The organism is Streptomyces sp. NPDC001920, assembly GCF_053594495.1.
Genome location: NZ_JBSFEP010000029.1, coordinates 1 through 12,197 on the forward strand (window position 1 = coordinate 1; position 12,197 = coordinate 12,197).

Consider the following 12,197-nt stretch of genomic DNA (forward strand, 5'->3'; position numbering starts at 1 on the left):
GGCGAGGCCCGCGAGGCCGACCTCGGCGTCGCCTCCGGCAACGGCAAGGGCCAGATCTTCGTCAAGGGCGAGGTCATCAAGACCGTGCCCGAGTCGAAGATCGTCGAGACCCTCATCGAGGAGGCGATGAAGATCGCCGAGCGGATGGAGCAGGGCGGCGCCGCCACGGGCGCCTCCATCGTCACGGGGAAACCAGAAGTGACTGTGAGCTGAAGCAAGGCACGGACCGAGAGGGGGCCCGAGCGTGACGATTCTGGAGAACATCCGGGGACCACGTGACCTGAAGGCGCTGTCCGAGGCGGAACTCGGTGAGCTGTCCGACGAGATCAGGGAGTTCCTGGTGCACGCGGTCGCCAGGACCGGCGGACATCTCGGGCCCAACCTGGGGGTGGTGGAACTGTCCATCGCGCTCCACCGGGTCTTCGAGTCGCCGGTCGACCGCATCGTCTGGGACACCGGACACCAGAGCTACGTGCACAAGCTGCTGACAGGACGGCAGGACTTCTCCAAGCTGCGCGGCAAGGGTGGCCTGTCCGGCTACCCCTCCCGCGAGGAGTCCGAGCACGACATCGTCGAGAACAGCCACGCCTCCACCGCGCTCGGCTGGGCCGACGGACTCGCCAAGGCCCGTCAGGTACAGGGGGAGAAGGGCCATGTCGTCGCGGTGATCGGCGACGGGGCGCTGACCGGCGGCATGGCCTGGGAGGCGCTGAACAACATCGCGGCCGCCAAGGACCGGCCGCTGATCATCGTCGTCAACGACAACGAACGGTCCTACGCCCCGACCATCGGGGGCCTCGCCAACCACCTGGCCACCCTGCGTACGACCGACAGCTACGAGAAGGTCCTGGCCTGGGGCAAGGACGTCCTGCTGCGCACCCCGCTCGTGGGCCACACGCTCTACGAGTCCCTGCACGGCGCGAAGAAGGGCTTCAAGGACGCCTTCGCCCCGCAGGGCATGTTCGAGGACCTCGGTCTGAAGTACGTCGGCCCCATCGACGGACACGACATCGGGGCCGTCGAGTCGGCGCTGCGCAGGGCCAAGCGCTTCCACGGGCCCGTGCTGGTCCACTGCCTCACGGAGAAGGGGCGCGGCTACGAACCCGCTCTCGCCCACGAGGAGGACCACTTCCACACCGTCGGTGTGATGGACCCGCTGACCTGCGAGCCGCTGGCGCCGTCCAACGGGCCGTCCTGGACGTCGGTCTTCGGCGACGAGATCGTGCGGATCGGCGAGGAGCGGGAGGACGTCGTGGCGATCACGGCGGCCATGCTGCACCCGGTCGGGCTCGGCAAGTTCGCGGAGCGGTTCCCGGACCGGGTGTGGGACGTGGGGATCGCCGAGCAGCACGCGGCCGTGTCGGCGGCGGGGCTCGCGACGGGCGGGCTGCATCCGGTCGTCGCCGTCTACGCCACCTTCCTCAACCGGGCCTTCGACCAACTCCTCATGGACGTGGCGCTGCACCGGTGCGGGGTGACGTTCGTACTGGACCGGGCCGGCGTCACGGGAGTCGACGGGGCCTCCCACAACGGCATGTGGGACCTGTCCGTCCTCCAGGTCGTGCCCGGCCTCAGGATCGCCGCGCCGCGCGACGCCGACCAGCTGCGGGCGCAGCTGCGGGAGGCGGTGGCCGTCGACGACGCCCCGACGCTGGTGCGGTTCCCGAAGGAGTCCGTGGGGCCGTCGATCCCGGCGGTGGACCGGGTGGGCGGCCTGGACGTGCTGCACCGGTCCGGGCGCGAGCCGGACGTCCTCCTCGTCGCGGTCGGCGTGATGGCCCCGGTGTGCCTCCAGGCGGCCGAGCTGCTTCAGGCGCGCGGCATCACGTGCACCGTCGTCGACCCGCGCTGGGTGAAGCCCGTGGATCCGGCGCTCGTGCCCCTCGCCGCGCAGCACCGGATCGTGGCGGTCGTCGAGGACAACAGCCGCTCGGCGGGAGTCGGCGCCGCCGTGGCGCTGGCACTGGGCGACGCCGATGTCGACGTGCCCGTACGGCGGTTCGGCATCCCGGAACAGTTCCTCGCGCACGCCAAGCGGGGCGAGGTGCTCGCCGACATCGGGCTCACGCCCGTCGAGGTCGCCGGACGGATCAGCGCGAGCCTGGCCCTCAAGGAGGCAGAGCACGGCCCGGCCGGCACCGGGCAGGCCGACGTCGGCCGGGACGGTCGTACCGCCGTGCCAGTCAAGGAGAAACCTGAATGACCACCGAGTTCGACCTCGGCAGACTCCTCGCCGAGCGCGGAGCCGAGCGCTACGAGCTGCATGGCGAGTACCTGAACCACCAGCTCCCGCGCATGCTGCGCACCATCGGCTTCGACAAGGTCTACGAGCGGGCCGAAGGCGCCTACTTCTGGGACGCGGACGGCGACGACTACCTGGACATGCTCGCCGGGTTCGGGGTGATGGGCCTGGGGCGCCACCACCCCGTCGTCCGCAAGGCGCTGCACGACGTCCTCGACGCCTGCCTCGCCGACCTCACCCGCTTCGACTGCCAGCCGCTGCCCGGCCTGCTGGCCGAGCGGCTGCTCGCGCACAGCCCGCACCTGGACCGGGTGTTCTTCGGCAACAGCGGGACGGAGGCGGTGGAGACCGCGCTGAAATTCGCGCGGTTCGTCACCGGGAGGCCGCGGATCCTGTACTGCGACCACGCCTTCCACGGGCTGACCACCGGCTCGCTGTCCGTCAACGGCGAGTCGGGCTTCCGGGACGGATTCGCCCCGCTGCTGCCCGACACGGCCGTACCGCTCGGTGATCTCGACGCCCTGGCGCGGGAGTTGCGCGGCGGCGACGTGGCCGCCCTGATCGTGGAACCCATCCAGGGCAAGGGCGTCCACGAGGCCCCGCCGGGCTATCTGCGGGCCGCCCAGGAGCTGCTGCACCGGCACAAGGCACTGCTCATCGCGGACGAGGTGCAGACCGGGCTCGGCAGGACCGGCGACTTCTACGCCTACCAGCACGAGGAGGGGGTGGAGCCGGACCTGGTGTGCGTGGCCAAGGCGCTGTCCGGGGGCTATGTGCCGGTGGGCGCCACGCTCGGCAAGGACTGGATCTTCAAGAAGGTCTACTCGTCCATGGACCGGGTGCTGGTCCACTCGGCGAGCTTCGGATCCAATGCGCAGGCCATGGCGGCCGGGCTCGCCGTCCTGTCCGTCCTGGAGCACGAGCAGGTCGTCGCGAACGCGCGGGCGACCGGGGAGCGGCTCAAGTCCCGGCTCTCGGCACTCACCGGCAAGTACGAGCTGCTCGCCGACGTCCGCGGGCGAGGGCTGATGATCGGCATCGAGTTCGGCCGTCCCGACTCGCTCAAGCTCCGCAGCCGCTGGGCCATGCTGCAGGCCGCCCGCAAGGGCCTGTTCGCGCAGATGGTGGTCGTGCCGCTGCTGCGCCGGCACCGGATCCTCACCCAGGTCTCCGGGGACCACCTGGAGGTGATCAAGCTCATTCCACCGCTCATCATCGGCGAGCGCGAGGTGGACCGGTTCGTGGACGCCTTCACGGACGTGATGGACGACGCGCACAGCGGTGGCGGGCTGATGTGGGACTTCGGCAAGACGCTGATCAAGCAGGCGGTGGCCAACCGCTGAGGCCGACTCGGGGCTTTTGCCTCTGAGGCAATGGATTTGCCGCAGAGGCAAGCCTCCGGCTGAATGGAGAGCATGAGCTCTCCCGACCTCGCCCCCGAGGGCGATACACCGGGCTCCGCCGACGCCCTGCCGGCCGTCGCCCCCCGGTTGCGGGCCCTGCGCCGCCGAGCGGCGCTCACCTTGGAGTCCGCCGCCCGCGCCGCCGGGCTCTCACCCGCCCACCTCTCCCGTCTGGAGACCGGGCAGCGCCAGCCGTCCCTGCCGATGCTGCTCGCGCTCGCGCGCATCTACGGTACGACCGTCTCCGAACTGCTCGGTGAAACGGTCGCCGACCGGGACGCGGTCGTGCGCGCCGCCGCCATGGAGCCGAGTGCGGCCGGAGGCTGGACGTACTGGCAGGCGGGCGCCGCCGGGCGCGGGATGCAGGCGCTGCGCGTCCATGTGCCCTACGGCTCTCAGGGCGACATCGTGCGTGTGCACCCCGGTGAGGAGTGGCTCTACGTCCTCAAGGGGCGGCTGCGGCTGCGCCTCGGGGACGCCACGCACCGGCTCGCGCCCGGTGACAGCGCCCACTTCGACTCGCTCACCCCGCACCGCATCGCCGCCCAGGACGAGGTCGGTGTCGAGCTGCTGTTCGTCCACACCCTGCTGCAGAGCCCCACGGCCACGCTGTGCCTGGGCCACACCCCTGGAGAGACGCCATGAGCGACATGGAGGAGAAGTTCCCACGCGGTCTGTGGGTACGGCTCATCATCTACATCGCGGTGGGGCACGTCTTCGCCGCCTTCATCTACTTCCTGTTCGAAGCGGGCGCGAAGTAGTGGACACGGGGCGGCCGGGTGTCAGTCGAGCAGCCGCTCCCGCAGCCGCTCCCGGGTCTGCGGGGTGAGCCGCAGCCCCTGCTCCAGGTAGGTGTCGACGGTGCCCCACGTCCCCTCGATCGTCTCGAAGGCCGCCGTCAGGTACTCGGCGCGCGCGTCGAACAGCGGGCTGAGCAACTCCATCACCTCGGGGGAGTAGGCCGAGGAGGCGCTGCTGCTGCGGTGCACCTTGTAGCGGCGGTGCTTGGCGTTGGACTCCAGGTAGTCGGCGAGGATCGCGTCGCGCTCGACGCCGAGGGCGAGCAGCGTCACGGCGATGGACAGGCCGGCGCGGTCCTTGCCCGCGGCGCAGTGCATGAGGGCGGGGACGCTGTCCTCGGCGAGTGCGTGCAGCACCTGGGAGTGCTCGCCGGTGCGCTCCGTGATGATCATGCGATACGAAGCGATCATCCGGTTCGCGGCCTTGCCGTCCGCGAGGATCTCCCGCAGCTGGTCGAGGTCACCGTCACGGACCATCTTCCAGAACTCCGCGCCGTCCGCCGGGTCGCTCAACGGCAGGTTCACATTGCGCACGCCGGGCAGCTCGACGTCCGGGCCCTCCAGCTTCTGGTCGGCCGCGTTGCGGAAGTCGAAGACCGTGTGCAGCCCCAGGGCGCCGAGGAACGCGGCGTCGTCCTCGGTCGCGTGTGCCAGGTGACCGCTGCGGAACAGCACGCCGTGCCGCACCCGTCGTCCGTCCACCGTCGGCAGTCCGCCCACATCGCGGAAATTGCGGACACCGGCCAGTTCGGGCTCGGTCGACGGGATCTGCTGCGTCACGGGGGCTCCCTCCCAGTCGGCCCCGGCGGCGCGGCTCGACGATGCGGCCGACGGGGTGCGCTCTCGACGATACGACATCGGTTCCTGGGGCAATGAGTTTGTCCACAGGCGTTGCCTCGGGGTGGTCGGACCCTTGATGATGTTGGTACTTGATGGCAACTGTTCGAATCTGTGGGGAGCTCGATGCTGGAGATCTCAGCCAATGGCCGCACTTGGCTCCTGACCGGGCCGACCAGCGGATACGCCCTGCATCTGACCGACGGCGACGAACTGCTGCACCTCCACTGGGGGCCCCGGATCGCGCTGGCCGACGCCGAGGCCCTCGCGGTGAGTCCGCTGCCCGAATACCGGCCCTTCGAGTCCCCGCTCGACGGGCGCGAGGAGTATCCGGTCGAGGGCGGCCCCCGCTTCGTGCGTCCGGCCCTGTCCGTGCGCACCGACGAGCGGCGCGGCACCGAGTGGGGTTTCGAGCGGTACGACACCGACGGGGACGAGCTGCGGTTGCGCTTCCGTGACGGGGGTCTGCGCATCACCCTGCACTACCGGATGCGCGACGACGTCGTGGAACGCTGGGTGACCCTGGACAACGGGGGACCGGCCCTGGAACTGCTGCGCGCCGACTCGGCCACCTGGACGCTGCCGGACCGGGACGTGTGGCGGCTGTCCCAGCTGCACGGCCGCTGGGGCGCCGAGTCCAGGCTCGTGCGATCGCCCCTCACCTACGGCGAGAAGGTCCTCGGCAGCCGCCGAGGGCACACCGGACACCAGCATCTGCCATGGGTCGCCCTCGACACGGACGCCACCGAGGAGAGCGGCGAGGTCTATGGCTGCGCCCTCGGCTGGTCCGGGTCCTGGCGCATCGCCGTCGCCCAACTCCCGGACGCGCGCGTGCAGATCACCGGCGGCGCCGGACACGACGACTCCGGGCTGCTGCGGCTGGGACCGGGGGAGTCCTTCACGACACCCGTCTTCGCCGGACTGTGGAGCGGGAGCGGCTTCGGCGGAGCGAGCCGGGCCTGGCACGCGTACCAGCGCTCGTACGTCATCCCGGACGCCGACCAGGACCGGCCGGTGCTGTTCAACTCCTGGGAGGCGACGGAGTTCGACATCTCCGAGGAGCAGCAGAGCGTGCTCGCGCGGCGGGCCGCGGCCATCGGCGTCGAACTGTTCGTGGTCGACGACGGCTGGTTCGGGGCACGCACCAGCGACCGCGCCGGACTCGGCGACTGGGTGCCGAACCCCGACCGCTTCCCGTCCGGGCTCAAGCCGCTCGCGGAGTACGTGCACGAGCTCGGCATGCAGTTCGGCATCTGGGTGGAGCCGGAAATGGTCAATCCGGACAGTGAGTTGTATCGCGCCCATCCATCATGGATTCAATATGAAACGGGGCGAAAGCGGACGGAATTCCGCAATCAGCTCGTACTGAACCTCGCCCGCGAGGACGTGCAGGAATACCTGTGGGAGCGGCTCGACGGGCTCCTGTCCAGCGCCCCGATCGACTATGTGAAGTGGGACTTCAACCGCTGCTTCACCGACGCCGGCTGGCCCGGGGAGTCGTACCCGCAACGGCTGTGGGTCGACCACGTGCGGGCTCTGTACGGGCTGCTGGACCGGCTGCGGGCCGCCCACCCGGGCGTCGCCTTCGAGTCCTGCTCGGGTGGGGGCGGGCGGATCGACCTGGGGGTGCTGGGCCGTACGGACCAGGTGTGGACCTCGGACAACACCGACCCGCTCGACCGGCTGGCCGTCCAGCACGGCTTCAGCCAGGTCCACCCCGCCCGCGCCATGGCCGCCTGGGTCACCGACAGCCCCAACGCCATGCTCAATCACCGTGCGAGCTCCCTGCGCTTCCGTTTCGTGAGCGCCATGGCCGGGGTGCTCGGGGTCGGCGGCGACCTCGCCCGCTGGAGCGAGGAGGAACTCGCCGAAGCGCGGGAGTGGGTGGCGCTCTACAAGGAGATCAGGCCCGTGGTGCAGCACGGCGACCTCTACCGGCTGCGGCCTCCGAAGGGTGGGCTGAGCGCGGTGCAGTACGTGCGCGGAGGCGACGCGGTCGTCCTCGCCTGGCTCCAGGCCCAGCGGTTCGGCGAGCCCGTCCCGGCGCTGCGGCTGCGTGCGCTCGACCCGACAGCATCGTATGAATGCCTTGAAACGGGCGAAACGCACAGAGGTGCCGTACTGCTGCATCACGGACTGAAGGTCGGATTGCGTGGCGACCTTGATGCGACGGTTATCCGACTGCGTCGCATCTAGGGGTTCTGTCCGAATTCAGCTCCTTCATTCCAACTCGCTCCGGAGTGAAGGAAGCTGGAGCAGTGTCACGTGAGCAGCGTCATAATCGTGACGGTGCGTTGCTGGTCATGTTCACGTAATCCATATGTGTTTCAAGGAGCTTTGTGTCGGGAGGTGCCCCGCTAATCAACGGAGGGTGACCGATAATTCCCACAAGGGATCAACAGGAACGCATTCGGACGGAACCCCTCACTTGTTCCCGCGCGTCTTCCTCGCTTACGTTCGCCACCCATCCGGACGGACGCCGAATCCTGCCGCCGACCGGATTCCGCGCTAACTCACCCGTGTACGGCAGGAGCGGGGGACCCACAGGTACAACCGCCTGTTCCGGTCTCCGGAACGGCTTGGGGTCAAGTCGCGTCCCGACGCGGCCGGGCATCTCCAGCCCGCACCCGACAGCTCACCTCGCAGGCGCCGGAGAGGAATTCGCCATGCCCGCGAAGGGTAAGCACCGCCGTCCGAAGTCCCCGCGCTTCACCCGCTCCATCGCCGTCGCCGGAACCGGTGGCGCCGCTCTCGCCCTCCCGCTCATCGGTGCCACCGGCGCCCACGCCGCTCCTTCGCAGACCGTTTCGGAAAAGGCCGTTCAGGCCCTTCCGGTCGCCGGACAGAAAGCCGCCGAGAAGAAGGAAACGGCGAAGAAGGCGGATGCGCGGACCTATTCCGTGAAGGTCGGCGACTACCTTTCGAAGATCGCCGACGAGCAGAACGTCGAGGGCGGCTGGAAGAAGCTCTACGCCGACAACCGTGAGGCCGTCGGTGACGACCCGGCGCTGATCCACCCCGGTCTGAAGCTCACCCTCGGTGGCAAGGCCGCGCCGAGCGCCCCCAAGTCGCCGGCGCCGTCCTCCGGCTCGACCGCTTCCAAGCCGTCCAAGCCGTCCAAGTCGTCCCAGTCCTCCAAGTCCTCCAAGTCCACCGCGTCGAAGGCGACCACGGCAGCGCAGAGCGCCGACACCACCGGCACCGCCAATGGCTTCACGGCACCCGTGGCCGGTGCCGCCGTCGGCACCGCCTACAAGGTCGCGGGCAGCATGTGGTCCAGCGGCTACCACACCGGCGTCGACTTCGTCGTCCCGACCGGCACGTCGCTGAAGGCCGTGGGCGCCGGCACGGTCGTCTCCGCCGGCTGGGCCGGCGCGTACGGCAACCAGGTCGTCATCCAGCTCGCCGACGGCCGCTACGCCCAGTACGCCCACCTGTCGTCCCTCTCGGTGTCGAGCGGCCAGTCCGTCACCGCGGGCCAGCAGGTCGGCCTCTCCGGCTCGACCGGCAACTCGACCGGCCCGCACCTGCACTTCGAGATCCGCACCACCCCGGACTACGGCTCGGACCTCGACCCGGTCGCCTACCTCCGTTCGAAGGGCGTCGCCATCGGCTGACGGTCGTCTTGCCGACGCCGTCTGCCTGACACGCAGCCGAAGGCCGGACCCCGATCCCGGGGTCCGGCCTTCGGCGTGTCCGAGGGGAGGTCGGCTCGCCGTCCGGACCGTGTGGAGCCACTTCCGGGTCGGCGACTTCCGGGTCCGGTGGCTGCGTCCGCAACGCACCTGACCAAAGGGTTATTCCGGGTTTGGCGAACACTTGGGAAGTGGCTTATCTCACCGCTCGTCAACCCTGCCCTACGGTCGCGTAGGTCACATTCGAAGGTGAATCATGTGCCGATGTGGCAGACGATTCGAAGAGTGACAGCAGATCAGTGATCGGGTCGTACGTCGCGGTGGGGGACAGCTTCACCGAGGGCGTCGGCGACCCCGGCCCCGACGGGGCGTTCGTCGGCTGGGCCGACCGGTTCGCGGTCCTCCTCGCGGACCGGCGGCCCGAGGGCGACTTCGACTACACCAACCTCGCCGTGCGCGGCAAACTGCTCGACCAGATCGTGGCGGACCAGCTCCCGCAGGCCATCGAAATGGCCCCGGACCTGGTCTCCTTCTGCGCGGGCGGCAACGACATCATCCGGCCCGGCACCGACCCCGACGAGGTCGCCGAGCGGTTCGAGCGGGCCGTCGCCCGGTTGACCTCCGCGGTCGGCACCGTCATGGTGACGACCGGATTCGACACCCGTGGCGTGCCCGTGCTGAAGCATCTGCGCGGCAAGATCGCCACGTACAACGGCCATGTGCGGGCCATCGCCGACCGGTACGGCTGTCCGGTGCTCGACCTGTGGTCCCTGAAGACCGTTCAGGACCGGCGCGCCTGGGACCACGACCGGCTCCACCTGTCTCCGGAAGGGCACACGCGCGTGGCCTTGCGCGCGGGCCAGGTCCTCGGCCTCGATGTGCCGGCCGACCCCGACCAGCCCTGGCCGCCGCTCCCGCCGCGCGGCACTCTGGAGATCCGGCGGGACGACGTCCAGTGGGCGCGCGAGTACCTGGTGCCCTGGATCGGGCGTCGGCTGCGCGGAGAGTCCTCGGGCGACCATGTGACGGCCAAGGGCGCACTGTCGCCGGACGACATCAAGATGCGGATCGACGCGGTGGCTTGAGCCGGCGCTCCGGCGACGTGGGCCGTGCCCGGTTCCAGGGGGCGCGGCCCGCACGGCCGCCGGGTGCCGGCGCCGACCGGTCGGCGGGAGGTCGGCGGCCTCACCGCGTCGCCGCCGCCAACGCCTCCCGCTCCAGCCCCAGTTCCCGGGCCAGCGCCTCGTCCACCCACTCCCGGGCACGCGCGCGTGACACCGCGCCGGAGTACGACGTCAACTGCACGGCGAGCCCGTCGAGAAGCGCCGTGAGGCGCAGGGCCGTGCCGGTGGGGTCCGGGCAGTCGAACTCACCCGCGGCCACGCCCTGCGCGAGCACCTCGGTGAGGGCGGCCTTCCACTGCCGGTCGAGGTCCCGTGTGACCTCCTGCAGCGCGGGCTCGCGCAACGCCGCCGCCCAGCCCTCGATCCACAGCCGCCAGCCCTTGGCCTGGCCGGTCGGCGCGTACCAGCGCACGGCGGCCCGCAACCGTCGCAACGCCGTCGTACGACGGCCGAGGATCTTCCGCAGACGGGTCAGATCACCCTCGGCGGCGTACGAGAACGCGGCGGCGACCAGCTTCTCCTTGGTGTCGAAGTGGTAGAGCACCAGGGCGTTGCTCACCCCGAGCGCCGAGGCCACGTCGGCGATCCTGACCGCCGTCACGCCCCGCGCCTCTATCTGCTCGACGGCGGCCCGCAGCAACTCCTCGCGCCGCTCCGCCACGCTCAACCGCACTCTTGCCACGCCGTCACCCTAAAGCCTCGGCACCCGCCGGCCTCGGGCCGTGTCCCGGTGAGGACACGCCGTCCGCGCTCAGCCGTGCCAACCGAACCTGTCGGAGATCACCGCCAGCCGGTCCGCCGCGATGGTGTGCGCGGCGCACCGGGGTGTCGTGCCGTCGGCCTCGGCGCGGGCCAGGGTGAGATCGGTGAGGGCGCGCATCGAGCGCCGTGTGTGGGCGAACGCGGCGTCAGCGTCCGCGTCGAGGTCGCCGAACAGCGTCCACCACCACCAGGCGTTCGTGGCCGAGTTGACCACCACGTCCGGCAGCACGGTCACGCCCCGCGTGGCCAGCAGCTCCTCCGCTTCGGGCCGTACGGGCATGTTGGCCGCCTCGGCGATCCAGCGGGCGGTGATCCGGCCCTGGTTCGTGACGTCGATCGCGTACGACACGGCAGCCGGCACCAGCACCTCCGCCTCGGCAGACAGCCACGCTTCGCCCGGCAGCTCGCGGTCGCCGGGGCGCAGCGCGGCCCGGTCCACGGTGCCGTACGCGTCCCGTGCGGCGAGCAGGGCCTCGATGTCGAGCCCCGCCGGGTTGGCGATCGTGCCCTTGATGTCGGCGACCGCCACGACGGTGAGTCCCGCACGCATGAGGAAACGCGCCGTGGCACCGCCCATGGTGCCGAACCCCTGTACGGCCACGCGGGTCCGCCAGTACGGCACACCGGCCCGGTCCAGCGCCGCGAGCACCGACTCGGCGACTCCGCAGCCGCCGACCAGCTCGTCGAGCCCTATGCCGTCCACCTCGACCGCGAAGGCGTCCGCGATCCGCCGACGGGCGCCGGCCTCGTCGTCGAGCAGCGGATACACGGCCTGGACGGAGGAGACGAGCCCCGCCTCGGTGGCCGCCCGGTCGACCACGTCCTGGGTGAGGCCGAGGTCCTCACCCGTGGTCCAGCAGCTCTCGATGTACGGCCGCATGGTCCGCAGGTAGCGCACCAGCAGGCCGTACGCCTCCGGGTCCCGCGGATCGCAGTCGATGCCGCCCTTGGCACCGCCCAGGGGGATGTAGCGGGCTTCCGGGTCGTAGTGCAGGGCTTCCTTCATGCTCATGCCGCGCGCCAGCCCGGCGACCTCGTCCAGCGTGCAACCCGGCCGCATCCGCAGCCCGCCGCTGGACACGCCGCGCACCAGCCGGTCGACGACCAGAAAGCCCTGACGGCCGGTGACGTGGTCGGTCCAGGTGAGCGACAGAAAGGGGGTGGTCATGGGGTCTCCGGGGAGGGGCGGGCCGCGTGCCGCGCGCGGATACTGAACGACGGGTCAGTATTGGAGTGAGGGCGGGGACATGTCAATGCGGGGTGGCTCTCGGAGCGGGGTGGAGGGGGCCGGGGGGAGTGATGGGGAGAGAAGCCGGATGGAGGGGGGTGGGGCAGGGAGGGGGACGGGACGAGGGTGCTTCAGTCGCACGGGAGTGGGGTGCCGGGAACCGGCG

11 protein-coding genes and 1 riboswitch are annotated in these 12,197 nt (G+C 70.6%); of the genes, 8 read left to right on the forward strand and 3 right to left on the reverse strand.

All coding sequences use genetic code 11. The features are described 5' to 3' along the window. The 5 genes from ACWCPI_RS35255 to ACWCPI_RS35275 form a co-directional block, all read left to right on the forward strand. On the forward strand, window positions 1-213 hold a 213-nt coding region (locus ACWCPI_RS35255), incomplete at its 5' end, for a flavodoxin-dependent (E)-4-hydroxy-3-methylbut-2-enyl-diphosphate synthase (RefSeq protein WP_451042036.1). 31 nt (window positions 214-244) lie between these two features. After that, window positions 245-2,203: a 1-deoxy-D-xylulose-5-phosphate synthase gene (gene dxs, locus ACWCPI_RS35260; protein ID WP_451042037.1), complete on the forward strand. Its 1,959-nt coding sequence runs from the start codon at window positions 245-247 to the stop codon at window positions 2,201-2,203. Then, window positions 2,200-3,585 (forward strand): aspartate aminotransferase family protein, encoded by a 1,386-nt coding sequence (locus tag ACWCPI_RS35265; protein WP_451042038.1) that lies wholly within the window; start codon window positions 2,200-2,202, stop codon window positions 3,583-3,585. The genes dxs and ACWCPI_RS35265 overlap by 4 nt, the downstream gene beginning before the upstream one ends. 72 nt (window positions 3,586-3,657) lie before the next feature. After that, window positions 3,658-4,290, forward strand: coding sequence for a helix-turn-helix domain-containing protein (locus ACWCPI_RS35270; RefSeq protein WP_451042039.1), 633 nt, complete (start codon window positions 3,658-3,660; stop codon window positions 4,288-4,290). Continuing rightward, entirely contained in the window at window positions 4,287-4,406 is a 120-nt protein-coding gene (locus ACWCPI_RS35275) for a DUF6126 family protein (RefSeq protein ID WP_019759758.1), read from the forward strand. Before ACWCPI_RS35270 ends, ACWCPI_RS35275 begins: the two co-directional genes overlap by 4 nt. A 21-nt stretch (window positions 4,407-4,427) precedes the next feature. Here ACWCPI_RS35275 and ACWCPI_RS35280 read toward each other — a convergent pair whose 3' ends face one another. Beyond that, complete coding sequence (locus tag ACWCPI_RS35280; protein ID WP_451042040.1) at window positions 4,428-5,225, reverse strand: tyrosine-protein phosphatase; 798 nt, start codon at window positions 5,223-5,225, stop codon at window positions 4,428-4,430. A gap of 183 nt (window positions 5,226-5,408) precedes the next feature. Between ACWCPI_RS35280 and ACWCPI_RS35285 the strand changes: the two genes are divergently transcribed. The 3 genes from ACWCPI_RS35285 (at window position 5,409) to ACWCPI_RS35295 (ending at window position 10,002) form a co-directional block, all read left to right on the forward strand. Continuing rightward, a complete protein-coding gene (locus tag ACWCPI_RS35285) occupies window positions 5,409-7,478 on the forward strand; it encodes an alpha-galactosidase (RefSeq protein WP_451042041.1) in 2,070 nt (689 codons plus the stop codon). 300 nt (window positions 7,479-7,778) lie between these two features. Further along, a riboswitch (cyclic di-AMP (ydaO/yuaA leader) is annotated at window positions 7,779-7,944 on the forward strand. Between the two features lie 4 nt (window positions 7,945-7,948). Further along, on the forward strand, window positions 7,949-8,899 hold the full coding sequence (locus ACWCPI_RS35290) for a M23 family metallopeptidase (RefSeq protein ID WP_451042042.1): 951 nt from the start codon (window positions 7,949-7,951) through the stop codon (window positions 8,897-8,899). A gap of 317 nt (window positions 8,900-9,216) precedes the next feature. After that, entirely contained in the window at window positions 9,217-10,002 is a 786-nt protein-coding gene (locus tag ACWCPI_RS35295) for an SGNH/GDSL hydrolase family protein (protein ID WP_451042122.1), read from the forward strand. 100 nt (window positions 10,003-10,102) lie between these two features. On the opposite strand, the gene ACWCPI_RS35300 is transcribed toward ACWCPI_RS35295, so the two are convergent. Beyond that, window positions 10,103-10,723: a TetR/AcrR family transcriptional regulator gene (locus tag ACWCPI_RS35300; RefSeq protein ID WP_451042043.1), complete on the reverse strand. Its 621-nt coding sequence runs from the start codon at window positions 10,721-10,723 to the stop codon at window positions 10,103-10,105. Window positions 10,724-10,792: 69 nt separating this feature from the next. Beyond that, entirely contained in the window at window positions 10,793-11,971 is a 1,179-nt protein-coding gene (locus ACWCPI_RS35305; protein ID WP_451042044.1) for a Glu/Leu/Phe/Val dehydrogenase dimerization domain-containing protein, read from the reverse strand. Window positions 11,972-12,197: the final 226 nt, after the last annotated feature.

What these genes read in the sequence shown, in the direction of transcription:
- ACWCPI_RS35265 (WP_451042038.1), top strand. Translation starts at nt 2,200, where the DNA reads ATGACCACCGAGTTCGACCTCGGCAGACTCCTCGCCGAGCGCGGAGCC.
- ACWCPI_RS35270 (WP_451042039.1), top strand. Translation starts at nt 3,658, where the DNA reads ATGAGCTCTCCCGACCTCGCCCCCGAGGGCGATACACCGGGCTCCGCC.
- ACWCPI_RS35275 (WP_019759758.1), top strand. Translation starts at nt 4,287, where the DNA reads ATGAGCGACATGGAGGAGAAGTTCCCACGCGGTCTGTGGGTACGGCTC.
- ACWCPI_RS35285 (WP_451042041.1), top strand. Translation starts at nt 5,409, where the DNA reads ATGCTGGAGATCTCAGCCAATGGCCGCACTTGGCTCCTGACCGGGCCG.
- ACWCPI_RS35290 (WP_451042042.1), top strand. Translation starts at nt 7,949, where the DNA reads ATGCCCGCGAAGGGTAAGCACCGCCGTCCGAAGTCCCCGCGCTTCACC.
- ACWCPI_RS35305 (WP_451042044.1), bottom strand. Translation starts at nt 11,971, where the DNA reads ATGACCACCCCCTTTCTGTCGCTCACCTGGACCGACCACGTCACCGGC.